Origin of the sequence: Amphibiibacter pelophylacis, from assembly GCF_037688875.1 — a bacterium.
Lineage (GTDB): Bacteria > Pseudomonadota > Gammaproteobacteria > Burkholderiales > Burkholderiaceae_C > Amphibiibacter > Amphibiibacter pelophylacis.
The window spans coordinates 17,136-40,624 of the sequence record NZ_JAWDIE010000019.1; the positions used below are offsets into that span (position 1 = coordinate 17,136).

The 23,489-nt window shown below is 67.8% G+C and carries 21 protein-coding genes and 1 pseudogene; 7 read left to right on the forward strand and 15 right to left on the reverse strand.

What is annotated here, in order from left to right; translation table 11 throughout:
* Positions 1–33 precede the first annotated feature (33 nt).
* The gene (locus RV045_RS11580) at positions 34–1,185 is read left to right on the forward strand and encodes a LysR substrate-binding domain-containing protein (protein ID WP_423235951.1); all 1,152 of its coding nucleotides are present in this window, start codon (positions 34–36) and stop codon (positions 1,183–1,185) included.
* Here the strand turns inward: RV045_RS11580 and RV045_RS11585 are convergent.
* The 3 genes and pseudogenes from RV045_RS11585 to RV045_RS11595 form a co-directional block, all read right to left on the reverse strand.
* Positions 1,106–1,540: pseudogene (locus tag RV045_RS11585) on the reverse strand (GNAT family N-acetyltransferase); the annotation flags it as partial. The gene RV045_RS11580 and the pseudogene RV045_RS11585 overlap by 80 nt on opposite strands.
* Positions 1,474–1,749 carry a hypothetical protein gene (locus RV045_RS11590; protein WP_423235997.1) on the reverse strand — a complete coding sequence of 92 codons (276 nt, stop codon included), beginning with the start codon at positions 1,747–1,749 and terminating at the stop codon, positions 1,474–1,476. The pseudogene RV045_RS11585 and the gene RV045_RS11590, both read right to left, overlap by 67 nt.
* Before the next feature lie 29 nt (positions 1,750–1,778).
* The gene (locus RV045_RS11595) at positions 1,779–3,074 is read right to left on the reverse strand and encodes a mechanosensitive ion channel family protein (protein WP_423235952.1); all 1,296 of its coding nucleotides are present in this window, start codon (positions 3,072–3,074) and stop codon (positions 1,779–1,781) included.
* 77 nt (positions 3,075–3,151) lie between these two features.
* Here RV045_RS11595 and RV045_RS11600 point away from each other — a divergent pair, with 77 nt between their 5' ends.
* From RV045_RS11600 to RV045_RS11615, 4 genes are all read left to right on the forward strand, one after another.
* Positions 3,152–4,117, forward strand: a complete 966-nt coding sequence (locus RV045_RS11600; protein WP_423235953.1) for an AAA family ATPase — start codon at positions 3,152–3,154, stop codon at positions 4,115–4,117.
* Entirely contained in the window at positions 4,117–5,208 is a 1,092-nt protein-coding gene (locus RV045_RS11605) for a DUF58 domain-containing protein (RefSeq protein WP_423235954.1), read from the forward strand. Before RV045_RS11600 ends, RV045_RS11605 begins: the two co-directional genes overlap by 1 nt.
* Positions 5,209–5,213: 5 nt before the next feature.
* Positions 5,214–7,595 (forward strand): transglutaminaseTgpA domain-containing protein, encoded by a 2,382-nt coding sequence (locus tag RV045_RS11610; protein ID WP_423235955.1) that lies wholly within the window; start codon positions 5,214–5,216, stop codon positions 7,593–7,595.
* Between the two features lie 78 nt (positions 7,596–7,673).
* Positions 7,674–9,281: a GGDEF domain-containing protein gene (locus tag RV045_RS11615; protein ID WP_423235956.1), complete on the forward strand. Its 1,608-nt coding sequence runs from the start codon at positions 7,674–7,676 to the stop codon at positions 9,279–9,281.
* Positions 9,282–9,362: 81 nt separating this feature from the next.
* Here RV045_RS11615 and RV045_RS11620 read toward each other — a convergent pair whose 3' ends face one another.
* The 7 genes from RV045_RS11620 to RV045_RS11650 are packed head-to-tail and all read right to left on the reverse strand — an operon-like array spanning position 9,363 to position 14,305.
* Positions 9,363–10,418 carry a CDP-6-deoxy-delta-3,4-glucoseen reductase gene (locus RV045_RS11620; protein ID WP_423235957.1) on the reverse strand — a complete coding sequence of 352 codons (1,056 nt, stop codon included), beginning with the start codon at positions 10,416–10,418 and terminating at the stop codon, positions 9,363–9,365.
* A 25-nt stretch (positions 10,419–10,443) separates the two neighbouring features.
* The gene (locus RV045_RS11625) at positions 10,444–11,385 is read right to left on the reverse strand and encodes an SPFH domain-containing protein (RefSeq protein WP_423235958.1); all 942 of its coding nucleotides are present in this window, start codon (positions 11,383–11,385) and stop codon (positions 10,444–10,446) included.
* 47 nt (positions 11,386–11,432) lie between these two features.
* The gene (locus RV045_RS11630; RefSeq protein WP_423235959.1) at positions 11,433–11,891 is read right to left on the reverse strand and encodes an NfeD family protein; all 459 of its coding nucleotides are present in this window, start codon (positions 11,889–11,891) and stop codon (positions 11,433–11,435) included.
* A 51-nt stretch (positions 11,892–11,942) separates the two neighbouring features.
* Positions 11,943–12,137: a hypothetical protein gene (locus tag RV045_RS11635; protein WP_423235960.1), complete on the reverse strand. Its 195-nt coding sequence runs from the start codon at positions 12,135–12,137 to the stop codon at positions 11,943–11,945.
* Positions 12,134–12,424: a type II toxin-antitoxin system RelE/ParE family toxin gene (locus tag RV045_RS11640; protein WP_423235961.1), complete on the reverse strand. Its 291-nt coding sequence runs from the start codon at positions 12,422–12,424 to the stop codon at positions 12,134–12,136. The genes RV045_RS11635 and RV045_RS11640 overlap by 4 nt, the downstream gene beginning before the upstream one ends.
* Positions 12,425–12,434: 10 nt before the next feature.
* Positions 12,435–12,749, reverse strand: coding sequence for a type II toxin-antitoxin system Phd/YefM family antitoxin (locus RV045_RS11645; protein ID WP_423235962.1), 315 nt, complete (start codon positions 12,747–12,749; stop codon positions 12,435–12,437).
* A 44-nt stretch (positions 12,750–12,793) separates the two neighbouring features.
* Positions 12,794–14,305 (reverse strand): aldehyde dehydrogenase, encoded by a 1,512-nt coding sequence (locus RV045_RS11650; protein WP_423235963.1) that lies wholly within the window; start codon positions 14,303–14,305, stop codon positions 12,794–12,796.
* Positions 14,306–14,395: 90 nt separating this feature from the next.
* On the opposite strand from RV045_RS11650, the gene RV045_RS11655 reads away from it, so the two are divergent.
* Both RV045_RS11655 and RV045_RS11660 read left to right on the forward strand, forming a co-directional pair.
* Positions 14,396–15,406 carry a glycosyltransferase family 2 protein gene (locus RV045_RS11655; RefSeq protein ID WP_423235964.1) on the forward strand — a complete coding sequence of 337 codons (1,011 nt, stop codon included), beginning with the start codon at positions 14,396–14,398 and terminating at the stop codon, positions 15,404–15,406.
* Entirely contained in the window at positions 15,403–15,822 is a 420-nt protein-coding gene (locus RV045_RS11660) for a GtrA family protein (protein ID WP_423235965.1), read from the forward strand. The genes RV045_RS11655 and RV045_RS11660 overlap by 4 nt, the downstream gene beginning before the upstream one ends.
* A gap of 11 nt (positions 15,823–15,833) precedes the next feature.
* Here RV045_RS11660 and RV045_RS11665 read toward each other — a convergent pair whose 3' ends face one another.
* The 5 genes from RV045_RS11665 to parC all read right to left on the reverse strand — a co-directional run bounded on the left by RV045_RS11665 (position 15,834) and on the right by parC (position 23,468).
* Positions 15,834–17,576 (reverse strand): methyl-accepting chemotaxis protein, encoded by a 1,743-nt coding sequence (locus RV045_RS11665; RefSeq protein ID WP_423235966.1) that lies wholly within the window; start codon positions 17,574–17,576, stop codon positions 15,834–15,836.
* Between the two features lie 162 nt (positions 17,577–17,738).
* Positions 17,739–18,605, reverse strand: a complete 867-nt coding sequence (gene fghA, locus RV045_RS11670; protein WP_423235967.1) for an S-formylglutathione hydrolase — start codon at positions 18,603–18,605, stop codon at positions 17,739–17,741.
* A gap of 1 nt (position 18,606) precedes the next feature.
* Positions 18,607–19,725 (reverse strand): S-(hydroxymethyl)glutathione dehydrogenase/class III alcohol dehydrogenase, encoded by a 1,119-nt coding sequence (locus RV045_RS11675; RefSeq protein WP_423235968.1) that lies wholly within the window; start codon positions 19,723–19,725, stop codon positions 18,607–18,609.
* 64 nt (positions 19,726–19,789) lie between these two features.
* Positions 19,790–20,941, reverse strand: a complete 1,152-nt coding sequence (locus RV045_RS11680; RefSeq protein ID WP_423235996.1) for an acyl-CoA dehydrogenase family protein — start codon at positions 20,939–20,941, stop codon at positions 19,790–19,792.
* Between the two features lie 166 nt (positions 20,942–21,107).
* Positions 21,108–23,468 (reverse strand): DNA topoisomerase IV subunit A, encoded by a 2,361-nt coding sequence (gene parC, locus RV045_RS11685; RefSeq protein ID WP_423235969.1) that lies wholly within the window; start codon positions 23,466–23,468, stop codon positions 21,108–21,110.
* Positions 23,469–23,489: the final 21 nt, after the last annotated feature.

Genomic DNA, 23,489 nt, shown 5'->3' on the forward strand with positions numbered 1-23,489 from the left:
GGTTTTTGTATTTTCAAAACAGGAGTTTTTTTCTTGAATCTTCGTGAACTGCGTTACCTGGTTGCCCTGGCAGAGCATCTGCACTTTGGCCGCGCCGCTGAGGCCTGCAATATCACTCAATCCACCCTGTCGACCCAGCTGCGAAAGCTGGAGGGCTATCTCGGCCAAACCCTGATCGACCGTCAAAGCACCCCGATGTCACTGACGCCCATCGGCGCACAGATTCTCGAAAAGGCCCGGAAAGTCCTGCAGGAGGCGGATGATATTCTCGCCATCACCCGCAAGCGGGCCAGTCCGCTGTCCGGTCCGCTCGTGCTGGGCATCATCCCGACGCTGGCGCCTTACTATCTGCCGCAACTGCTCAATACGGTGGACAAGGCTTTTCCCGACCTCAGGCTGGTCATCCAGGAAGGGCAAACTGCCGAGTTGTGCGCGCGGCTTGAAAACGGCCTGATCGACGCCGCCATACTCGCGCTGCCCACGCCGCTGGCCGGGCTGACCCAGCCGGCTGACGCGTCCGGATGTTCTCCGCGCCACTGTGACCGCTGCGAGGCCGCCGTTCAAGGACTGCCCGCGCCGCTGGACACCCGGCAATATGCTTTGAGCCTGCTGTTTGACGAGCCATTCCGCGTGGCCCTGCCCGGCAATCATCCACTGGCACGAGGGGATCAGACCCCGGTCACCATCGCCGACATCGACGATCTCGATCTGCTGCTGCTCTCCGACGGCCACTGCCTGCGCGGACAGGCCATGGCGATCTGCGGGCAGCGTGCCCAGCAGTTTGCTGATGCCGCCCTGGACTGCAGCGCCACGAGTCTTGAAACCCTGCTGCAGCTGATCGCTGCCGGACGCGGCTGGACCCTGCTGCCCGCCCTGGCCGCCCCGCGCGCGGATGCGTCGCGGGTCAAGGTTTTGAATCTGCAGGGCAATCACTTTCGCCGCCTCGGTCTGGTCTGGCAGCGCAACAGCAGCCGCGACACCGGCCTCAGGCTGCTGGCGGAGCGTCTGGCGCTAAGCAGCCGACAGTCCCCGGAGCTGGCGCCGCCTTCACCATATCCACATGCGCAATGCCGTCCTCTTCATACGGCAGCCCCACCGCCTCAAAGCCCAGCGATTCATAAAAGGATTGCAGATAAACCTGCGCCCCAATCTGTATTCCTTGCCCCGGAAAACGACTTTCGGTGAAACGGATGGCTTCGGTGACCAGAAGCCGACCCAGTTTCATCGCCCGGAAAGCAGGCAGCGTCATCACCCGCCCGATCGAGGGCTGGGGGTATTTCAGCCCAGGATCAAGCACGCGGGCATAAGCGGCCAGATCAGGCCCCAGCCGCATCGTCAGATGCCAGGCCGCACTGTCGAAATCATCCGGGTCCTGATAGGCGCAGCGCTGCTCCACCACAAACACCGCAGCGCGCGCCTGGAGTATCTCCAGCAGCTGACGCGCTGGCAGATCGTCCACGCGGGACCAGGCCACTAGAACAGCAGTTTGGCCAATTTGTACAGGCCGGTGGCTATCGTGGCACAAAGGATCAGAAAGCATAAAAATTTGATGGATCCCCAATTGTCTTCATGCCATTCACCCCGCAAGGCGGAGAGCCATTGCGGCTGATACAGATACCTCAAGGACTCGAGAAAATCTTCCCAGTCGTCAAAAACCCATCGGCCGATCCAGATATACAGCGGAAGCGACACGAGGGCCATGACAAAAAGCAGGACGGGCCTGTCCACCGTCCAGACAGAGGGGTTCATCGTCACTCCCGATCAGGATGTTCAGAAGGTCAATCTGCCACCGGCGGTGTCGGCTCGGACGCCGCAGGCACGCTGCCGGTGTGGTGCACCACGCGCTGCGGGTAGGGAATCTCGATGCCGTTGCGGGTGAGGAAACGCCACAGCGCCAGGTTGACGTCGGAGCGCACATTGCCCTGGCCGTTGTCCGGATCGCCGATCCAGAAATTGACCTGCAGATCCAGGCCGTCGGCGCCAAAGCCGATCAACATGACGCTCGGGCCCGGATCGGCCAGGACGCGGGGCACGGCGCGGACCAGTTCGACCAGTTGCGGGAACAGCGCGTCCAGATCGGTCTCGTAACCCACGCTGACGCGGGTATTCAGCGCCACACGGCTGTCGGTAAAACTGATGTTTTCGATGCGGTTGGTCACCATCATTTCATTGGGTACGATGGATTCAATCCCGCCCGGCGTGCGCAGCACGGTATAACGCGTGTTGATATTGGTGATACGGCCTTCGAAATTATCCACGCGAACATGGTCGCCAATGCGTACGCTCTGCTCGGCCAGAATCACGAAACCGCTGACATAGTTCGCCGCCAGTTTCTGGAAACCCAGGCCAATACCCACACCGACTGCACCGCCCAGCACGGAGAGCGCCGTCAGCGGTATCCCCGCCGCCGACATCGCCAGCAGAATGCCCACAAAAATCAGCACGCTGCGCAGCGCATTGGCCGCCATTTTGCGCACCGACAGGTTGGAGCTGGAGCGCAGCAGGCGGCTTTCGATCGCCGACGACAGCCACATCACCACCAGCATGATCAGCAGCGTGGAGACCACCGCATCAAACACATTGCGCACCGACACCTGGGTGCCGCCCATCGTCCAGGTGATGTCTTCCATCAGGTGCAGGATGCCGGGCAGGATGTGCGTCAGCCACAGCAGCAGCAGCACCCAGACCCCCCAGGACAGCGTGCGCTCGGCCCAGTTCACCCAGGCGCTGCCCGGAAAAGACGCCAGCAGCACGCGCACCGTGACGCGGATGACCAGCAGGCCCAGCACCAGCGGAACCGCCAGGTTGTAGAAAAACAGCGGCTGTCCGGCCTGCAGATGAACCCGCGCGGCAATGCCCACGCCCACGGTCAGCAGCACCGGAAAGACCACACCATCCACACCCCGGCTGCCGTACCAGATGCCGTTGCCCGGATGGCGCCGCCCCAGGTGGCGGCTGATACCCCAGGCCAGCAGCACCAGCACGGCGACGGTGACGATTTCGATCAGCGTGCTGAGCTGCCAGAGGCGGCCAAACCACGCCGTGATGATGTTTGTCATTTCCTGTTCAGTCATGCGTTTCTTTCCTGAGTGCCACAGCACAAATTGGGGTATTGTCAGGCTTGCCCTGTCACCGCCCAACCCCGATTGCGATGCCCAGCCAGCCCCAAAACAACGAAGGCCACCCCGGCGCCAGCGGCGACCCGGTTCAGGCCCTGGAAGAACTGTTCGTTCAGCTCAATGGCCTGATTCTAGGGAAAAACCGCCAGATCGAACTGGCCATGGTCTGCCTGCTGGCCGGCGGTCACCTGCTGATCGACGACGTGCCCGGCGTGGGCAAAACCACGCTGTCGCACGGACTGGCGATTTCGCTGGGCCTGCAGTACGGCCGCGTGCAGTTCACCGCCGATCTGATGCCGTCCGACCTGACCGGCGGCAGCGTGCTGGATCCGCAGGCGCAGCGCTTTGTCTTTCACCCCGGCCCCGTGTTCAACCAGCTGCTGCTGGCCGACGAGATCAACCGCGCCGGGCCCAAGACCCAGGGCGCGCTGCTCGAAGCCATGGAAGAGCGCCAGGTCAGCGTGGACAACGTCACCCACCCGCTGCCGCAGCCCTTTTTTGTGATCGCCACGCAAAACCCGCTGGACCAGCGCGGCACTTACGCGCTGCCCGAATCGCAGCTCGACCGCTTCCTGATGTCGATTTCGCTGGGCTACCCCAGCCGCGAGGCCGAGCGCGCAATGCTGACTGGCGTGTCGCGCCGCAGCCTGCTGTCCGGCCTGCGCACCGTGCTGCCGCCGCCGCTGCTGGCGCAGATCCAGCAGCGCGTGGCCACCGTGCACGCGTCGGCGCCGGTGCTGGACTATCTGCAGAACCTGATCGCCGCCACGCGTTCGGGGCAGTGGTTTGTCCACGGACTGAGCCCGCGTGCGGCGCTGGCCCTGCTGGGTGCGGCGCGGGCGCACGCCTGGCTGGCCGGGCGCAGCCACGTCGCCCCGGACGACATCCAGGCCATCCTGCTGCCCTGTGCGGCGCACCGTCTGACCGCCCTGCCGTCAAGCGGGCGCAGCGCCCGCGACCAGCTCCAGCTGATGATGGACCGCATCGAGGTCGTCTGATGGCGCCCGTGCTGCGCCGGCGGGCCTCCCGCAGACCCCGTCCTCCCGCTCCTGGCCTGCTGCAGCGCTGGCTGGTGCCGCGCCTGCGCGCCAGCGAGACGCACACGCTGACGCCGCGCCGCATCTACATCCTGCCCAGTGCGGCCGGCTGGGGCTTTGCCGTGGCCCTGCTGGTGCTGCTGGTGACCTCGATCAATTACCAGCTCAACCTGGGCTACGCACTGACTTTTCTGCTGGCCAGCACCGGCATGGCCTCGGCCTGGGTGGCACAGCGCACGCTGCAGGGGCTGGAGATCGGCCTGCTGCCGCCCCAGCCCGTGTTCGCCCGCGAGATCCACGCGCTGCGCCTGAGCGTGAACAACCCCACCGCGCGCGACCGCCACGCCGTGCAGCTGCGCTGGCTGCCGCTGCCCCGGGGCCGGCGGCGCGGGCCGCAGCTGCCCGCCGATCCCCACCCGGCCGTGCTGGACTGCGCGGCGCTGGAGCGCAGCGACGCCGAGCTGCCACTGTCCTTCGTGCGACGCGGGCTGTCGCCGCTGCCGGTGCTGGAGATCGCCACCGAGTTCCCCCTGGGCCTCTTCCGCGCCTGGAGCTGGTGGCAGCCTGCGCAGACACAGTGGGTCTGGCCGCGCGTGGACACCGGCGCACCCGACCTGCGCGACCTGGACTGGACCAGCGACAGCTTTGACAGCCGCCCGCAGCGCGCCCGGCCGCACAGCGACCCGACCCAGCGCAGCGACATCCCCGACGATTACCGCGCCTGGCGCAGCGGCGACGCCCTGCGCCGGGTGGTCTGGCGCAAGGTCGCCAAGGCGGGGATGGACCGGCCCGCGCAGTGGGTCACCCGCGACACCAGCAGCGAAGAGGCCGCGGGCGATCTGACCGCCGTCTGGCTGGACCCGGCGCTGTGTGCGGGCCTGCCGCGCGAACGCCAGCTCGGCCGCCTGGCCGCCTGGGCGCTGCAGGCCGAAGATCTGGGCATCCCCTACGCCGTGCGCGGGCTGCCCGCTTTTGACGACGGCGCCAGCAGCCTGCTGGGCCACGGCCCGGCGCAGGTCCACCGCGTGCTGTGCCACCTGGCGCAGGCCTGACCGCCATGGCTTTGCCCCGCCCCGTCGAAGCGTCGCGTCCCCTGTCCGAGCGGCTGCGCGATCTGCCGCGCGAGGCGCGCGACACGCTGCTGCTGCTGGCCATCTGCGGCCAGATCCTGCTGCCGCTGCTGGGCGAGATCCCGCTGTGGTGTGCCGCGCTGGTCGCCGTGCTGTGGGGCTGGCGGCTGTGGACGGTACTGGCGCTGCGCGCATTGCCGCCGCGCTGGGCCGTACTGGCTGTTGCCGTGGCCGGGGCGGGCGCCATCGCAGCCACCGAGCGCCCGCTGCTGGGCCAGGGCGCCCTGGTCACCCTGCTGGTGCTGCTGATGGCGCTCAAAACACTGGAGATGCGTGCCCGGCGCGACACCTGGGTGCTGTGCCTGCTGGGCTTTTTCCTGGTGATTGCGGGCTTCATCCAGTCGCAGTCGCTGCTGGCGCTGGCCAGCATGCTGGTCTCGCTGGCGGGACTGCTGACAGCGCTGGTGCTGGCCCACCGGCCGGTGGGCCGTCCGCCGCTGCTGGCTGCGCTGGGCCAGGCGCTGCGGCTGCTGGCGCTGGGAGCGCCGATGGCAGCGGCGGCCTTTGTGCTGTTTCCGCGCATCGGGCCGCTGTGGGGCATGCCCGACGCGCAGATCGCGCGCACCGGCCTGTCTCAGGAGCTGCGCTTTGGCGACATGGGCCAGCTGGCGCAGGACAGCAGCATCGCGCTGCGCATCCGTCCCCTGCCCGGCCCGGACGGCCGCACCGTGCCGGTCGATCCCAAAACGCTCTACCTGCGCGGCCCGACCCTGAGCCACTTCGACGGTCGCACCTGGACCCCGGACAGCAGCAGCCGCTTTTCGGCCCTGGTCGGTGCCGACAGCGCAGGCCTGCGCCTGATGCAGGCGCCGCAGCGCCTGGAGATCACCGTCGAGCCCAGCCAGGGCACGCTGCTGGCCCTGCCCGAGCTGAGCCTGCCGCTGAAGCTGTCGCAGTCCTTGCTGGGCACGCACCCCAGCCCGGCCACGCCCCAGCCCGATCCCGCCCTGCCGCCCGGTCTGGCTGAAGACGACGGCAGCGCGCCCTGGCAGAGCACCCCGGCCGAGCTGCGCGCCGCCCGCCTGCCCCTGACTGAGGGCGAGCGTGAAGGCAGCGCCCGCCTGCTGCCCGATCTGTCCTGGCAGACCGACCAGCCCATTCGCCAGCGCCAGCGCCTCGAGGTGATGACCTGGCCGGCCGTGCAGATCGGCCCCTTCGGTCTGCCCGGCCTGGCGCCCACCGGCAGCGACGAAGCCCGCCCGGCCCCGGTCTGGCCCGCGCTGCTGCGCGCCAACCTGCAGCTGCCGCCGGGCAACGAGCGCACCATCGCCTGGGCCCACGACCTGCGCCGTCGCCTGGACCCGCGCCTGGACGCCGACGCCGACGCCTTTGGCGGCGCCGACGATCCGGCGCAGCAGCTCGATCCGCCCATGGTGCGTCACCCCTTCACCCTGGTCCAGGCGGTGCTGTCCTGGATCCGCCACGGCCAGTTCCGCTACACGCTGACGCCCGGCGTCTACCGCAGCAACCCCATCGACGCCTTCTGGTTCGACCGCCGCGAGGGCTTTTGCGAGCATTACGCCGCCGCCACCGTGATCGTGCTGCGCGCCATGGGCATCCCGGCGCGCATCGTCACCGGCTACCAGGGCGCCGACCCGGTCCCCCAGGACGGCTACTGGGTGGTGCGCCAGAGCAACGCCCACGCCTGGGTCGAGTACTGGCACCCGGAAATCGGCTGGGTGCGCGTGGACCCGACGGCCGCCGTAGCGCCCGACCGCATCGCGCAGGGCATCGCGCTGGATGCGCCTTCGCCGTTTGGCGATTTCATGCAGCGCCACGCGCCGGGCTGGCTGCCGCGGCTGCAGGCGCTGGGCTGGGACGCCCGCCGGGGCTGGGAGACGCTGAACAACCGCTGGAACCAGTGGGTGCTGGGCTACGACCGCGACCGCCAGGAAGAACTTTTTTCCGGCTCAGACTGGCCGCTGGACCCGGGGCAGACACTGGCCCTGAGCGTGAGCCTGCTGGCCCTGATCGCCAGCGCCGTGCTGTGGCTGCGCCAGCGGCGCGATCCGCGCAGCCCGTGGCAGCGCTTCATGGCCACGCTGGTGCAGGATCTGAGCCGCCGCGGCCATCTGCCGCCTGAGGCGGCACAGGCCTCGCCCGCCGCACTCACGCCGCTGCAGCTCGGCCAGCGCCTGCAGGCGGCGGCGCAGGGCCTGGCGCCCGAGCGTCAGCGCGCCATTCAGGCGCATGTGGCGCAGCTCGACGCCTGGCGCTATGGTGTGCCGCAGAGCCCGTCGCGGCGGGCCCGGAGCGTCTGGCTGCGCCTGTGGCGGCGCCAGCTGCTGGCTCTGTTAGCGCCGCGCTGATCCGCACTGGCGCCAGTCGTGACTTGTGCCACACCCGGACTCTGTGCGTGTTGCAAAGCCGCGATTAACATGCCGTTCATGGAAGAACTCCCACCCCAGTCGCCCCGTCTGCCCCGCTGGCGCAGCCCGCTGCTGCTGTGCGTGCTGGCCGGTCTGCTGCTGCTGCCGATGCTGTGGAACGACCCTCCGCTGATGAAACTCATGGGCGCCGCAGGTCTGGGCCTGCTGCTGCTGGCTGGACACAGCAGCCGCCGCCGCGAACGGATCTGGCGCGACAGCCTGATCCAGCAGGAAAACAGCAGCACTGACGAACTGGAGCGCCTGCGCGCCGAGCACGCCCACGTCATGGCCGCGCTGGACCGCCTGCCTGAGGCGCTGGTCATCTACGACGCGCAGGAGCGCCTGCTGCTGTGCAACCAGCGCCACCGCGAACTCTTCCCCCGCTCGGCGCCCTACATGCAGCCCGGCCAGCTGCTGCAGGACATCGTGCGCCAGACGCGGCTCAATGGCGAAGCCGAAAACCCCAGCGTGCGGCCCATGGCACTGGACCGGCCGCAGGGCAGCGGCTCCGACCTGCTCCAGCCGCTGGCTGACGGCCGCTGGGTGCGCCTGCGCCAGAAGCAGGGCAGCGACGGCAGCCTGGCGCAGTTGCGCGTGGAAGTCACCCCGGAAGTCCGCCAGCAGGAGGCACTGCAGCAGCTCAAGGACGGCCTGCGGCGCACGCAGCAGATGCTGCAGGAAGTCATCAACGCCCTGCCCGGCGGCGTGGCGCTGTACGACGGCCAGCAGCGCCTGCTGATGGCCAACGCCCAGATGACCGAGTTTTACCCGGCGCTCTCCGACCAGCTGCGTCCCGGAGTGCGGCTGGAAGATCTGCTGCGCGCGGGCCTGCGGCGGCGGATTTTCCCGCAGGCGACAGGCCACGAAGACGAGTGGATCCAGTCCCAGATTGATGCTTACATCTACGCCGAAGGCAGCGACCGCCCGGTGCGGCGCGTGTGCCGCCTGGCCGACGGCCGCAAGATGAGCATCAGCACCAAATACCTGAGTGGCGGGGGTTACCTGGGCCTGCACCAGGAGCTCACGCTGGCGGCTCGACCGGACAGCGACAGCGTGCCGGACTACCCCGAGCGCCTGCACACCACCGACCCGTTGACCGGCCTGTCCAGCCGCCGCTATTTCGACGTGACGGCGCAGGGCGCCTGGGGACGCGGCCAGCGCACCAGCACGCCGATGTCCGTAGCGCTGATCGATGTGGATCAGCTCAAGGCCTACAACGACCACTATGGCCACCTCAGTGGCGACGACTGCCTGCGCCAGGTGGGCCAGGTGCTCGAGGCCACACTGAAAACCGACAGCCCACCGGGCGGTTTTGTCGCCCGTTACAGTGGCGAAGCCTTCGTCATGGTGCTGCCCGACCAGGCTTTGGCGCCGGCGCAGGCGCTGCTGCAGCGCGCCCAGCAGGCCCTGCGCGACCAGGCCATCCCGCACGATGCCAGCACGGTGGACGCCTGCGTCACGGTCAGCATCGGCCTGGCCTGCGCCATCCCCCGCCCCGGCAGCGAGCTGTCCCAGCTGCTGGCCGCCGCCGACTCAGCGCTCGCAGAGGCCAAATCCAGCGGCCGCAACACCCTGCAGACCGCCAGCCTGGAGTTCCCCAACCGGCGGGCGGCGGTGCATGTCTGACGATGGTTGGACGTGAAGGCCAACAGAGGGTTGGCTGATACTGTCAGGCCGTCAGCGAACTGAGTCGGCCTTCACGCGCCCTCAGCCCTTCGCCTTGTCCGCCTCCGACACAAAGCTGTCGGCATAGAACGCGTCGGCGGGCAGGCCGCACTTTGCGGTGAAGTCGGCGCGGGCGGAATCGACCATGATGGGCACGCCGCAGGCGTAGACCTCGTGGGCGGAGAGGTCGGGGAAATCGGCCATCACGGCATGGTGGACAAAGCCGGTGCGGCCCTTCCAGCCCTCCGGGGCGCTGTCGCTGAGCACGGGCACGTAGCGCATCAGCGGGTTGTTGGCCGCAAACTGCTCGCACCAGTCGTGCATATAGAGATCGGACAGGCGGCGTCCGCCCCAGTAGAGCGTGACAGGGCGCTGTGCGGGAGCGCCCGCCTCGGCGGTCTGCGCCTTGTGCGCCCAGTCGTCCAGCATGGCCTTGAGCGGGGCGAAGCCGGTGCCGGACCCCAGGAAAATCATCGGCTTGCTGCTGTCGTCGCGGAGAAAGAAAGTGCCCAGCGGGCCTTCGATGCGCTGGATTTGACGCTCTTTCATGGCACCAAAAACGTGGTCGGTGAACGCGCCGCCGGGCAGGTGGCGGATGTGGAAATCGACTGCCGCCGGTTCGCCCAGATCGTGCGGGGCGCTGGCCATGGAGTAGCTGCGGCGGTCGCCGTTGCGCAGCAGCACGTCCACGTACTGCCCCGCACGGAAGCGGAAGGGGCTGGTGGCCGGCAGCTGCAGGCGCACGCGCATGACGTCGTCGGCCAGGCGCTCCAGGGCCTGCACGCGCACCGGCATTTTGCTGACCGGGTAGTCGGCCAGGCCCGCGACAATGCGTGCCTCCAGGACGACATCGCTGCGCGCGCGCGAGGTGCAGCTCAGGATCCAGCCCTCGGCCTCTTCCTGCGCCGACAGGGCGCTGCTCTGGTGCGGGCCCTGTTCGACCTGACCGGACAGCACCTTGCATTTGCACGAGCCACAGGCGCCGTCCTGGCAGCCATAGGGCAGACCCACCCGGGCGAGCTGGGCTGAATGCAGCAAAGTGTCTTCGGGGGCGGATTCAAACGTCAACCCGGCGGGCTGGACTTCGATGCGGAACATGTGCGTAACTCCTTGGTACTGCCATTTACTTACGCTGTATTGTATCGCCCGGGTCGCTGGTCCGTCCCACGGCGACCATCTGCATGGCCGACGCGATCAGCGACGAGACCTCGCCCATCTGGCTGGGCACGATCAGCGTGGTCCTGGCGTCGGACGCCACGCGGCTGTAGGCTTCGACGGCTTTTTCGGCCACTTTCAGCTGCACCGCCTGCTCGCCGCCGGGCTGGCGGATGGCGATGGCGATGCGCTCGATGGCCGCTGCAGTGGCGTCGGCCACGGCGGTGATCGAGGCCGCTTCGCCCTGCGCGTTGTTGATGGCGGCCTGCTTTTCGCCCTCAGAGCGGGCGATGAAGGCCTCGCGCTCGCCGGTGGCGATGTTGATCTGCTCCTGGCGGCGGCCTTCGGACGCGGCGATCAAGGCGCGCTTTTCGCGCTCGGCGGTGATCTGCGACTGCATGGCGCGCAGGATGGCCTCGGGCGGCGTCAGATCCTTGATTTCGTAGCGCAGCACCTTCACGCCCCAGTTCAGCGCGGCCTCGTCAATCGCCTGCACCACCTGCGCGTTGATGATGTCGCGCTCTTCGAAGGTCTTGTCGAGTTCCAGCTTGCCGATGACGCTGCGCAGCGAGGTCTGCGCCAGCTGCGAAATCGCCATGATGTAGTTGGACGAGCCGTAGCTGGCGCGCATGGGGTCGGTCACCTGGAAGTAAAGGATGCCGTCCACCTGGAGCTGCGTGTTGTCGCGCGTGATGCAGACCTGGCTGGGGACATCCAGCGGGATCTCCTTCAGGCTGTGCTTGTAGGCCACACGGTCGATGAAGGGCACGATCACGTTCAGCCCCGGGCCCAGCGTGCCCGCGTACTTGCCCAGGCGCTCGATCACCCACGCGCTCTGCTGCGGCACGACCTTGAGCGACTGGATGACGAAAATAATGGCCACAACGACCAGAACGAGAGCAAATTCCATGGGGTTTTCCTTGAAGCGGAGACAACAGTAACGGCGGTAACGGGGGATCAGGCCAGCGGCGCAGACCGGTCGGTCGCAGGCTGCAGCAGCAACGTATTGCCCTGCAGCGCAGCAACGCGCCAGGCGCCGGGCTGCAACGGCCGTACCTTGTGACCCGGATGCGGCTGGGCGCGCCAGGTGGCGCCGCGATAGCGCACCAGCGCTTCGTCACCGCTGCGCCAGTCGTCGACCTGAATCACCTCGCCGACATCCAGCAGGCCCAAGGCCGTGGCGCCCCGCCCGGCCCGCGAGCGACGGCGCAGCGTGTGACACAGGCCCACGGCAAGGATGGCCACGGCCGCCGCCACCAGCATCTGTGCCGTCATGCCCGCCCCGGCCAGCGCCACCAGCGCCCCGGCCACCAGGCCCAGTGCCAGCATCAGCAGGTAAAAGGTGCCGGTCAGCAGCTCGAGCGCCACCGCGACACCGGCCGCAATGGCCCACAGGGTGTACGTGCTCCATGCCATGATGGGGTCTCCTTGTGCCTTGTGACGCTTAACGGTAACACAGCGGAGAAATCACCCCCGGCCTTGAGCCACAAACGCCATGCCGATGGGCGTTTCACTCTGCAGCACCTGCACCGCGAACAGGGTATTGGCCAGCCCCGGGCGCGCCGCCTCAGGCGTTTTGGGGCTCAGGCCCGACTGGGCGCGCAGGTGGCAGTCAACCTCGGGGGCGGGAGTCTGGTGGTGGAGGGTGTGGGGCAGGGTCACTGAGCGGGCGGGAATTTCCGGGCGGTATGAACCACGTTAAGGACCACGATGGATTCGGCGCGGATTCTGACGAAAACAATGTAAGGCAGACGATGGACCAGCAGTTCACGCGCACCGGGTACCCTGTCACTGGCCCTGATCCTTTCGGGGAAAACGGCCAGCCCTTTGACCTGTTCCACAATGCGATGAAGAACTGCGTCGGCCGTGCGCTCGCTGGCCCGGGCACGAAACCAGCTGACGATGCTGGCAAGATCATCCAGCGCTTCGTCGGTCCACTGGATCTCCATGACGTGGAGCTCAGCAAGAAGATGCTGGTGGCTTTTCCTTGAGGCGCGAATCGACAGCGGACAGCACCTGCGCGTGCGGGGTCAGCGCCGTCTCGCCCGCTTCAAGCCGATCCAGAGTACCGCTGACCTTGGCACTCAGCCAGGCGTCATGCCCGGATTCTTTGTCCATGTACAGATCGCCAATCAGGGAACCTGCCGCATCCTCCATAGAAATCAGGATGCCCACCGGCCTGTTGTCACGGGTCACAAGCACCGGTTCGCGCTGGGCCATATCCAGCAGCTGGCCAAAATGGGTTTCGGCGTCACGGGTGGACATGGTTTTCATCGCGGCATCCTTGTCATAGCGGGTTCAGGCGCAGCATCGCCGCTTCACACCGGGCTGTCAATCCGGATCCAGGTGGTTTTCAGCTCGGTGTATTTCTCGAGGGCGTGCAGCGATTTGTCGCGGCCGATGCCGCTCTGGCGGAAGCCGCCGAAGGGCACGGTGATGTCGTCGCTGTCGTACTGGTTGACGTGCACGGTGCCTGCACGCAGGGCGCGGGCGACGCCGTGGGCCTTGTTCAGGTCGCGCGTCCAGACCGCCGCCTGCAGGCCGTAATCGCTCTGGTTGGCCTGGCGCACGACCTCGCGGGCGTCGTCAAAAGTCAGCACCGAGAGGACGGGGCCGAAGATTTCCTCGCGGGCGATGGTCATGGCGCTGGTCACGCCGTCGAAGATCGTGGGCTGCACATAGCAGCCGCCGGTGGACTGCAGCACGCGCTCGCCGCCCGCCAGCAGCTTCGCGCCTTCGCGCAGGCCGGAATCGATGTAGCGCAGCACGGTCTGGGTCTGGGTCTCGTCGACCAGCGCGCCCAGCTCGGTGCCGGGCAGCAGCGGGTTGGCGGGCGCGTACTGCGGCAGCAGCGCCAGCGCTTTTTCCAGAAAAGCCTCGCGGATGCTGGCCTCCACAAAAAGGCGCGACGGCGCATTGCAGCTTTCGCCCTGGTTGAAGAACAGGCTGCCCACCGAAGCCGCGACAGCGGTGTCCAGATCCGGACAGTCGGCGAAGACGATGTTGGGCGATTTGCCGCCCAGCTCGGTCCAGGCGCGCTTGAGGTTGCTCTGCCCCGCCATGACGTGAATCTGCTTGCCCACGCGGGTCGAGCCGGTGAAGGCGATGGCGTCCACATCCATGTGCAGCGCCAGCGGGCTGCCCGCCTCGGGGCCGAAGCCGGGCACAACCTGGAAAACGCCTTCGGGCACCCCCGCCTGCAACGCCAGATCGGCCAGGCGCAGCGCGGTCAGCGGCGATTTTTCGGAGGGCTTGAGCACCACGCTGTTGCCTGTGGCCAGCGCCGGGGCGATCTTCCAGGCGGCCATGATCATGGGGTAGTTCCACGGCACGATGACGCCGACCACGCCCAGCGGCTCACGCTGGATCAGGGCCAGCGCGTTGCGCGGCGTGGGGGCGATCTCGTCGTAGACCTTGTCGATGGCCTCGGCGTACCAGCGGATGCAGTTGGCCGTCGCGTTCACATCCACGCTGCGCGCGTACTGCACGGGCTTGCCCATGTCCAGGGTCTCGGTCACGGCGAGCTCGTCGGCGTGGGCCAGCACCAGGTCGGCAAAGCGCTGCAGCGTTTTCTTGCGCTGCGCCGGGGCCTTGTGCGCCCAGCGGCCGTCCTCGAAAGCGGCGCGGGCCTGGGCCACGGCGGCATCGATGTCGGCGGCGCCGCAGCGGGCCACTTCGGTCAGTCGGCGACCGTCGATGGGCGAATGGCAGTCGAAGCGCTGGCCGTCCAGCGCGTCAACGGCCTGGCCGCCGATGCGGGCGCGGCCATCGAAAGTCAGGGTCTGCGCCAGGGCGGCGTAATCAACGGGCGGGACATCTTTGCGGGACATAAGGCCTCCGGGCTGCGGGTTGTCGGGCCATGCTAGCACGCAGACCCGCTATCATCCCCGCACCGCTGACTTGCGCCCCGCGCTGCCGCCATGCCTGCCCGTGACACTGCCCCGCCCTCCATCACCTGCGTGATGCCCGCCTATAACGAGGCGGCCAACCTGCCCCATGTCGTGCCCCACGTGCTCGAAGCGCTGCTGGCGCTGTCGCCGCAGGTCGAGCTGCTGATCGTCGATGACGGCAGCCGCGACGGCACCGCCGACGTGGTGCGCGAACTGTGCCGCAGCCACCCGCAGTGCGTTCTGCTGGAGCTGTCGCGCAACTTCGGCAAAGAGGCCGCCATCAGCGCCGGGCTGGAGCAGGCGCGCGGCGACGTCACCGTCATCATGGACGCCGACGGCCAGCACCCCACCGATCTGCTGCCCGACATGCTGCGCCACTGGCAGGCCGGCGCCGACATGGTTTACGCCGTGCGCACCAGCCGCGACGACCAGCGCGGCCTGCACATTGGCCTGATCGGCTGGTTCTACCGCCTGGTCAACTGGCGCTCGCGGGTGCAGATTCCGCCCAACGCGGGCGATTTCCGCTGGATGGACAGAACCGTTGTCGCCGCGCTGAACGCCCTGCCCGAGCGCAACCGCTTCATGAAGGGCCTTTACGCCTGGGTGGGCTACCGCACCGTCGCCCTGCCCTATCAGCCGCTGGACCGGCACAGCGGCGTCACGCGCTTCAACTGGCACAGTTCGCTGCAGCTGGGGCTGGCGGGGATGATGTCTTTCTCGACCCTGCCGCTGCGCCTGATGACGGTCAGCGGCCTGCTGCTCGCGTTTTTTTCGCTGCTCTACGGCCTGTGGATCGTGCTGGATGTGCTGATCGGCGGCAAGGACGTGCCGGGCTTTGCCACCATCGCCACCGCCGTGATGTTTTTCAGCGGCGTGCAGCTGCTGTCCATCGGGCTGCTGGCCGAGTACGTCGGGCGCATCTATGACGAGGTCAAACGCCGCCCGCTGTTCATCGTGCGCGAGCGCGTGGGTCAGGGGCTGGACCCGGATCACGACCCCGCCGCGGCCCCCCAGCCGCCCCAGTCTGCCCGCCCACGATGAGCGCTGCGCGCCGGGCCTCGGCGCTGTGGTTTGTGGCCGTGGGCGCCGGGGCAGCGGCCACGCATCTGGCCGTGTTCACGCTGCTGCGCCGCAGCCCGCTGGCCGCGCCGGGGCGAAGCCCGGTGCCCGTCTGGGCCTGGCCCGAAACGCACAACGCCCTGGCCTTCGCCGTGGCCTTTGCCGTCAGCTACCTGGGCCACCGCCACCTGAGCTTCGCCGACACCACGCAGACGGCAAAAGACAGCCTGCCGCGCTTTGCCGCCACCGCCCTGCTGGGCCTGCTGGCCAACGAGGTCTGGTTTGTGCTGCTGCATCGCCTGATCGGCTGGAGCGACACAGCGGCCCTGCTGGCCGCCATGGTGCTGGTCGCCGGCCAGACCTGGGTGCTGGGCCGTCTGTGGGCATTCCGGCGCTGAACCGGCGCTGATCAGGCCTCGGCCGTCTCGGGCAAGGTGCGCCCGGCGGCGCGTTCCATGGCCCGGCGGGCGATGTCGGCGGGTCGGGGTCCGCCACTGCCCTGCTCCAGGCGGAAGCGCCCGACCATCTCGGCCAGACGCGCGGCCTGCTGGCTCAGGCTGTCGGCGGCGGCGCTGCTCTCCTCGACCAGCGCGGCGTTCTGCTGCGCGGAGGCATCGAACATCCCCATGGTCTGGCTGATCTGGCTGATGCCGCTGCTCTGCGCAGCAATCGAGCCGCTCAGCTCGGCCACCAGCGTGGAAACCTGGTGCACGCTGCTCAGGATCTCGTTCATGGTGCTGCCCGCCCGCGCCACCTGGGTGCTGCCGGTGTTGACCTTCTCGACCGAATCGCTGATCAGGGTCTTGATTTCCTTGGCGGCGGCAGCGCTGCGCTGCGCCAGGCTGCGCACTTCGGCGGCCACCACGGCAAAACCGCGTCCCTGCTCGCCCGCCCGGGCGGCTTCAACAGCGGCGTTCAGCGCCAGGATGTTGGTCTGGAAGGCAATGCCGTCGATCACGCCGATGATGTCGCTGATGCGCTGCGAGCTGGCGTTGATCTGCTCCATGGTCGCGACCACCTGCGACACCGCTTCGCCGCCGCTTTGCGCCACACCGTAAGCCTGGTTGGCCAGCAGCCGGGCCTGGTCGGCCGACTGGTTGCCCTGGGTGAGCGAGCGGGCCAGCTCGTGGATGGACTGCACGCTCTGCTGCACATTGGCAGCGGTGTTTTCGGTGCGCTGCGACAGGTCCAGGCTGCCCGTGGCGATTTCGCTGGAGCCGGTGGCGATCGATTCGCTCACATCACGCATGTCGCCCATCATGCGGCGCAGGCTGCTTTGCATGCGGTGCAGTTCAATCTTGACGGTGGCCGCCTCGTCCTTGCCGGTGGTGTCGATGTGGCGGCTGAGATCGCCGCTGGCGATGGCCGAAGCCGTTTGGCGCACATCGGCAAACACGGTCAGCAGGCGGCGCAGCACCAGCGCGATGATGCTGCCCATGACCAGCAGGATCAGCACATTGGTGGCCATGGCGATGCCCGACCACATCTGCGCCGACGCCACGGCGGCCTCGACTTCAGCGCGCGTGCGTGCATCCAGCCGGGTCATGAATTCGCCCAGCGGCTTCATGATTTTGGCCTTGTTGGCGTGATAGGCGCTGTCGCTGAGCATGCTGATGGCCTTGAGCTGCTGGGTATCGCGCTCCATCGGGTCGGCGATGTTGCTCAGGCCCTGGACGATCTTGAAGGCCGCCACCTCGGTGTTGACCAGATCATTGGACTGTCTGGCGGCTTCGGCGATCAGATCGAATTCCTGCGGCGTGAAACCGGCTTCTTTCATCTGCTCAGCCAGCGCCAGCGGCGGCAGCGTGTCGGTGCGGTAGCTGTCGTCGGCGGCGCGGTAATCCCAGTAAATGCCCTCGTAGTTCACCGGGCGCGGCAGCTTGCCGTTGCGGATGTCCAGAATCTCGTTGTACTGCTTTTCCCACATCGGGTTGGCGCTGGCGGCGTAGGTGCGCGCCAGGCGGGTCAGATCATCGGAGCTCTGGCGCAGCGTGTCGGCCAGCTGGTAGGCGTGCAGGCGCGCCTCGGTTTTGCGCTGCGCCAGATGCTCCAGCTGCTGGGAATGCCAGCTCGTCCAGGTCTGGCCCGCAAACATCAGCGCCATCGCGGCGCCGGACAGGGCGAATATTTTCTTGAATGACAGGCTGTTCATCGCGGACCTCGGGGCTCTCGGGGACGGTTTATGAGGCCCACCGGACCGGAGGGCGCCGGGCAGCAATCGTGATTTATGTCACTGCCTGGCGATGTTCTCGGTCAGCGGCAAAAAAACTGTAGCCCTTCATCCCCTGGTCCGGGGGGGATGAATGTCCGCGGATCAGGCCCCGCTGTTCAGCGCCCGCGCCTGCCAGCGCAGATGGTCTTCGATGTGGCTCTGGATGAAGAAATAGCCGTGGTCCTGGCCGGCGTGGCGGCGCAGCGTGAGCGGCTGGCCGATGGCGGCGCAGGCGGCCTCGAAGACTTCGGGGCGCAGCTGGCTGGCCAGGAATTTGTCGTCCAGCCCCTGGTCGATCAGGATGCCGTCCGGATACGGCACGCGCTCCTGTGCCGCCATCAGCGCGCTGGCGTCGTGCGCCGTCCAGGCGCTGCGGTCCGGGCCCAGATAGCCGCTGAAAGCTTTCTCGCCCCAGGGCACCTGGCTGGGCGCGCAAATGGGCGCCAGCGCCGTCACCGCCGCAAAACGCCCTGGATGGCGCAGCGCCAGCGTCAGGGCACCATGCCCGCCCATGGAATGCCCGCACAGGCCCAGGCGAGCCACGTCGAGCGGAAGCTGCTGCGCCAGCACGCCGGGCAGCTCGTGGACGATGTGATCCTCCATGCGGTAGTGCGTGGCCCAGGGCGCCTGCGTGGCGTTCAGGTAAAACCCGGCGGCCAGACCGAAATCCCAGTCCGCGTCCTCGCCGGGCACACCGGCGCCGCGCGGGCTGGTGTCGGGCGTGACAAGCGCCAGGCCCAGGTCGGCCGCCACGCGCTGCGCCCCGGCCTTGATGGCGAAGGTTTCTTCGCTGCAGGTCAGCCCGGCCAGAAAAAACACGGCGGGCACCGGCGCAGCGCCGGGCGCCAGCGCCTGCGGCGGCAGGTAGACGCCCACGCGCATGGGCCGGCCGATGGCGCCGGAATCGAAGCGGTAAAAGCGCTGCTGGCCCCCGAAGCAGCCATGGCTGGCGAGCAGTTCCAGCGCCATGTCAGTACAGCACCACGGCGCGGATGGATTCGCCGCGCTTCATCAGATCAAAACCGTGGTTGATCTCGTCCAGCTTCAGGCGGTGCGTGATCAGCGGGTCGATGCTGATTTTGCCGTCCATATACCAGTCGACAATTTTCGGAACATCGGTGCGGCCGCGCGCGCCGCCGAAGGCCGAACCTTCCCACTTGCGGCCCGTCACCAGCTGGAAAGGCCGGGTGGAAATCTCGGCCCCGGCCTCGGCCACGCCGATGATGATGCTGCGGCCCCATCCCTTGTGCGTGCATTCCAGCGCCTGGCGCATGACCTGGGTGTTGCCGATGCACTCGAAGCTGTAGTCGGCGCCGCCATCGGTCATCTGGACGATGGCATCGACGATGTTGCCGCCCGCCGCTTCGATGTCTTTGGGGTTCAGGAAGTGCGTCATGCCGAACTGGCGCGCCATGGCTTCGCGGCCGGGGTTCAGATCGACCCCGATGATTTTCCCGGCGCCGACCATTTTTGCGCCCTGGATCACGTTCAGGCCGATGCCGCCCAGGCCAAACACGACCACGTTGGCACCCGCCTCGACCTGCGCGGTGAACAGCACCGCACCGATGCCGGTGGTGACGCCGCAGCCGATGTAGCAGACGGTGTCAAACGGCGCATCCGGGCGAATCTTCGCCAGCGCAATCTCCGGCACCACGGTGTGGTTGGCAAAGGTGCTGGTGCCCATGTAGTGGAACAGCGGCTCGCCGTTCAGGCTGAAGCGGCTGGTGGCGTCGGGCATCAGGCCCTTGCCCTGGGTGCCGCGAATCAGCTGGCACAGATTGGTCTTGCGCGACAGGCAGAACTTGCACTGGCGGCATTCGGGCGTGTAGAGCGGAATGACGTGGTCGCCCTTTTTGAGCGTCGTCACGCCCGGGCCGACATCGACGACAACGCCCGCGCCCTCGTGGCCCAGGATGGCCGGGAAAATGCCTTCGGGGTCGGCCCCCGACAGCGTGTAGTAATCGGTGTGGCACAGGCCGGTGGCCTTGATTTCGACCAGCACCTCGCCCGCTTTGGGGCCCTGGAGGTCAACGGTCTCAATGGTCAGCGGCTGACCGGCTTTCCAGGCGACGGCGGCTCGGGTCTGCATGGTGGGCTCCTTGGGTTCTGTGAAATGGAAGATTCCGGATGTCAGGACGGGGGGCTGAAAGCGCTCAGGCCAGGCGCACCAGCTCGCGGGCGATCAGCAGGCGCTGGATTTCGCTGGTGCCTTCGTAAATCTGCGTGATGCGGGCGTCGCGGTAGTGGCGCTCGACCGGGTAATCCTGCAGATAACCGTAGCCGCCGTGGACCTGCAGCGCGGCGCTGCACACGCGCTCGGCCATCTCGGACGCGAACAGCTTGGCCTGGCTGGCCTGCAGCAGACAGGGCAGGCCCTGGCTTTTCATCTGCGCGGCCTGGTAAACCAGCAGGCGCGCGGCACTGATCTGCGTGTCCATGTCGGCCAGCTTGTGGGCGATGGCCTGGTGCTGGTGCAGCGGCTGGCCGAACTGCTGGCGCTGGCTGGCGTAGGCCAGCGCGGCCTCGAAAGCCGCACGGGCGATGCCCACGGCCTGCGAAGCAATGCCGATGCGCCCCGCCTCCAGGTTGGACAGCGCAATCGCCAGGCCCTGTCCAGGCTGACCCAGCAGGCCGCTGGCAGGCACGTGGCAGTTGTCCAGCGTCACCGGGCAGGTGTCGGAAGCGCGGATGCCGAGTTTTTTCTCGGGCTCGCCCACGATGAAACCGGGATTAGGCAGTTCGATGGCGAAGGCCGACAGGCCCTTCTTGCCCGCGGCCGGATCGGTCACGGCAAAAACGATGGCGATGCCCGCCCGGCGCGCATTGGTGATGAACTGCTTGCTGCCGTTCAGAACCCAGTCGCCCGTGCTGGCGTCGTGCACGGCGCGGGTTTTGATCTCGTGCGCAGCCGATCCGGCGCCGGGCTCGGTCAGGCAGAAGCAGGCGATGCGCTCGCCGCTGGCCAGGCGGGGCAGCCAGGCCTGGCGCTGTGCGTCGCTGCCGTCCTTGAGCAGCAGGCCGCAGCCCACCGACGAATGCACGCTCATCAGGGTCGAGCAGCTGGCGCAGCCGGCCGCCACCTCTTCCACCGCCAGGGCATAAGCCACAGCGTCCGTGCCGCTGCCGCCCCAGTCCTCCGGCAGCGTCAGGCCCAGCAGGCCCAGCTCGCCCATCTGCGCGACGATGTGATCCGGCAGCGCCGCGTCGCGGTCCCACTGCGCGGCGTGCGGCGCGAGTTCATTGCGGGCAAAGTCGCGCGCCATATCGCGCACCATGCGCTGGTCTTCGGTCAGCAGGGGGTCCATGTCCATCGCTTTGTCTCCGTGTTCTTGTGAGTGCTTATCGTAGCAGCAGCGGAAAAGATCCCCTGGCGATCAAAGCTGCAGCGATCTGCTGCGCGGCAGGTGGGAAAAATTCAGTCTGGACATGCTGATCACCCCGGCGGCCCGGGCGGGGCGGCCGTTGCGCATCTCACAGCGGCAGCTCGTCGCTGCCCGGGCCGTCGGCCGCGCTGTCGCTGGCGTCCCACAGGCGCAGCGGTTTTTGCATGGTGTCGGTGACGCGGCCTTTGCGGGCCCGCACGCCCGCGTGCTTTTGCAGGGCCAGCGGGCGGATCAGGTCTTCGCGCTCGCGTCCGCCGCGCAGCAGTCCGGCAATGCCCAGCACGCGCGCGAAGGGCGTGGCGGCGATCAGCGGATCGCCCTCGTCCACCGCCATCAGCGTCAGGCCCTTGCCGCCTTTGGGCTGGTGCTTGATCTCGGACAGCGCGTAAACCAGCAGGCGGCCGCTGCGCGACAGGCAGGCGACCCGGCTCTGGCCGGGGCGCAGGGCCTCGGGGCGCAGCAGGCTGGCGCCATCGTCCAGGGTCAGGAACTGCTTGCCCGCCTTCTGGCGCGACACCATGTCGGCGATGTCGGCCAGCAGGCCGTAGCCCGCGCTGCTGGCCAGCAGCAGACGCGTGTCGGCGCTGCCCGCCACATAGTGGCTGATGCGCGTGCCGCTGGCGATGTCAGCCAGCGCGGTGACGGGCTGGCCGTCGCCCCGCCCGCCCGGCAGCTGCGCCACGGGCACGCTGTAAACGCGGCCGTCGCTGCCCAGCGCCAGCAGGGTATCCACGCTGCGGCAGGCAAAAGTGCCATAGAGACTATCGCCCGGCTTGAAGGAAAGCCCTGACGGCTGCACCTCATGCCCCTTCAGGGCGCGCAGCCAGCCCTTGTCACTGACCACGACCGTCACCGGCTCGTCGACCACGCGCACGTCCAGCACGGTACGTTTTTCGGCCTGGATCAGCGTGCGGCGCGCGTCGGCAAACTGCTTCGCGTCGGTTTTGATCTCGTGGATGAGCTGGCGGCGCAGCGCATCGTCACTGCCCAGCAGCGCCTCCAGCTGCTCTTTTTCGGCCTTGAGTTTGGCCATTTCCTGCTCGATTTTGATGAATTCCAGCCGCGCGAGCTGGCGCAGGCGGATCTCCAGAATATCGTCGGCCTGGCGCTCGGACAGCGCAAAACGCGCCATCAGCGCCGCCTTGGGCTCGTCCGATTCGCGGATGATGGCGATGACCTCGTCAATGTGCAGCAGCACCGTGTGCCGGCCTTCGAGGATATGCAGGCGCGCCTCGATCTGACCCAGGCGGTGGCGGCAGCGGCGGCGCATCACGGCCAGGCGCTCGTCCAGCCACTCGTGCAGCACGGTCAGCAGCGCCTTCTGGACGGGACGGCCATCGACGCCGATCATGGTGAAGTTCAGCGCCACCGAGCCTTCCAGGCCGGTGTGCGCCAGCAGGATGCGGGCGAATTCGTCGGGGCTCTGGTTGCGCGAACGCGGCTCGAAAACCAGGCGCACCGGCGCATCTTTGCTGGATTCGTCGCGGACGTTCTCCAGCGCGCCCAGCACCACGGCCTTGATCTGCGTCTGCTCGCTGCTGAGCGTTTTCTTGCCCGCCTTGAGACGCGGGTTGGTCGCTTCCTCGATGTCCTGCAGCACGCGCTGGCTGCTGGTGCCCGGCGGCAGTTCGGTGACGACCAGCTGCCACTGGCCGCGCGCCAGCTCTTCCACCGTCCAGCGCGCGCGCACTTTCAGGCTGCCGCGCCCGCTGCGATACACCTCGGCGATGTCGGCCGCCGGGCTGATGATCTGTCCGCCGCCGGGGAAATCCGGCCCGGGCAGCACGGCCATGACCTCGTCCAGAGAGGCCAGCCGGTTGCGCAGCAGCAGCACGCAGGCCTGGGCAACTTCGTCCAGATTGTGCGGCGCGATCTCGGTCGCCAGGCCCACCGCGATGCCGCTGGCGCCGTTGAGCAGCACAAAAGGCAGACGCGCAGGCAGGCAGGAAGGCTCTTCGGTCGAGCCGTCGTAGTTGGCGATGAAATCGACCGTGCCGTCGTCGATCTCGTCCAGCAGCAGCCGCGCGATGGGCGCCAGGCGCGCCTCGGTGTAGCGCATGGCGGCGGCGCCGTCGCCGTCGCGGCTGCCGAAATTGCCCTGGCCGTCGATCAGCGGGTAGCGCTGCGAGAAATCCTGCGCCATGCGCACCAGCGCATCGTAGGCCGCCTGATCGCCGTGCGGGTGGAAGCGGCCCAGCACGTCGCCGACCACGCGGGCGCTCTTGACCGGACGCGCGCCCTGGCTGCCGTTGCTGCCGCCAAAGCCCAGGCCCATGCGCTGCATGGCGTAAACGATGCGGCGCTGGACGGGTTTCTGTCCGTCGCGCAGGTCGGGCAGCGCCCGGCCCTTGACCACGGACAGGGCGTATTCCAGATAGGCCTGGCGGGCATAAAGGCCCAGGTTCTGGGCGTCATCGTCGAGCGTCGTTGAGGTCATGGAAGCAGTCATCGGAACAGTCTGGGGTCAGCG

Excerpts from the sequence above, each read along its gene's own strand:
- RV045_RS11595 (WP_423235952.1), bottom strand. The coding sequence starts at position 3,074 with ATGACTGAACAGGAAATGACAAACATCATCACGGCGTGGTTTGGCCGC.
- fghA (WP_423235967.1), bottom strand. The coding sequence starts at position 18,605 with ATGGCGCTGGAACTGCTCGCCAGCCATGGCTGCTTCGGGGGCCAGCAG.
- RV045_RS11680 (WP_423235996.1), bottom strand. The coding sequence starts at position 20,941 with ATGGACCCCCTGCTGACCGAAGACCAGCGCATGGTGCGCGATATGGCG.
- RV045_RS11600 (WP_423235953.1), top strand. The coding sequence starts at position 3,152 with ATGCCCAGCCAGCCCCAAAACAACGAAGGCCACCCCGGCGCCAGCGGC.
- RV045_RS11610 (WP_423235955.1), top strand. The coding sequence starts at position 5,214 with ATGGCTTTGCCCCGCCCCGTCGAAGCGTCGCGTCCCCTGTCCGAGCGG.
- RV045_RS11660 (WP_423235965.1), top strand. The coding sequence starts at position 15,403 with ATGAGCGCTGCGCGCCGGGCCTCGGCGCTGTGGTTTGTGGCCGTGGGC.
- RV045_RS11640 (WP_423235961.1), bottom strand. The coding sequence starts at position 12,424 with ATGGAGATCCAGTGGACCGACGAAGCGCTGGATGATCTTGCCAGCATC.
- RV045_RS11675 (WP_423235968.1), bottom strand. The coding sequence starts at position 19,725 with ATGCAGACCCGAGCCGCCGTCGCCTGGAAAGCCGGTCAGCCGCTGACC.
- RV045_RS11620 (WP_423235957.1), bottom strand. The coding sequence starts at position 10,418 with ATGTTCCGCATCGAAGTCCAGCCCGCCGGGTTGACGTTTGAATCCGCC.
- RV045_RS11655 (WP_423235964.1), top strand. The coding sequence starts at position 14,396 with ATGCCTGCCCGTGACACTGCCCCGCCCTCCATCACCTGCGTGATGCCC.
- RV045_RS11650 (WP_423235963.1), bottom strand. The coding sequence starts at position 14,305 with ATGTCCCGCAAAGATGTCCCGCCCGTTGATTACGCCGCCCTGGCGCAG.
- RV045_RS11590 (WP_423235997.1), bottom strand. The coding sequence starts at position 1,749 with ATGAACCCCTCTGTCTGGACGGTGGACAGGCCCGTCCTGCTTTTTGTC.
- RV045_RS11645 (WP_423235962.1), bottom strand. The coding sequence starts at position 12,749 with ATGAAAACCATGTCCACCCGTGACGCCGAAACCCATTTTGGCCAGCTG.
- RV045_RS11615 (WP_423235956.1), top strand. The coding sequence starts at position 7,674 with ATGGAAGAACTCCCACCCCAGTCGCCCCGTCTGCCCCGCTGGCGCAGC.
- parC (WP_423235969.1), bottom strand. The coding sequence starts at position 23,468 with ATGACTGCTTCCATGACCTCAACGACGCTCGACGATGACGCCCAGAAC.
- RV045_RS11630 (WP_423235959.1), bottom strand. The coding sequence starts at position 11,891 with ATGGCATGGAGCACGTACACCCTGTGGGCCATTGCGGCCGGTGTCGCG.
- RV045_RS11665 (WP_423235966.1), bottom strand. The coding sequence starts at position 17,576 with ATGAACAGCCTGTCATTCAAGAAAATATTCGCCCTGTCCGGCGCCGCG.
- RV045_RS11625 (WP_423235958.1), bottom strand. The coding sequence starts at position 11,385 with ATGGAATTTGCTCTCGTTCTGGTCGTTGTGGCCATTATTTTCGTCATC.
- RV045_RS11605 (WP_423235954.1), top strand. The coding sequence starts at position 4,117 with ATGGCGCCCGTGCTGCGCCGGCGGGCCTCCCGCAGACCCCGTCCTCCC.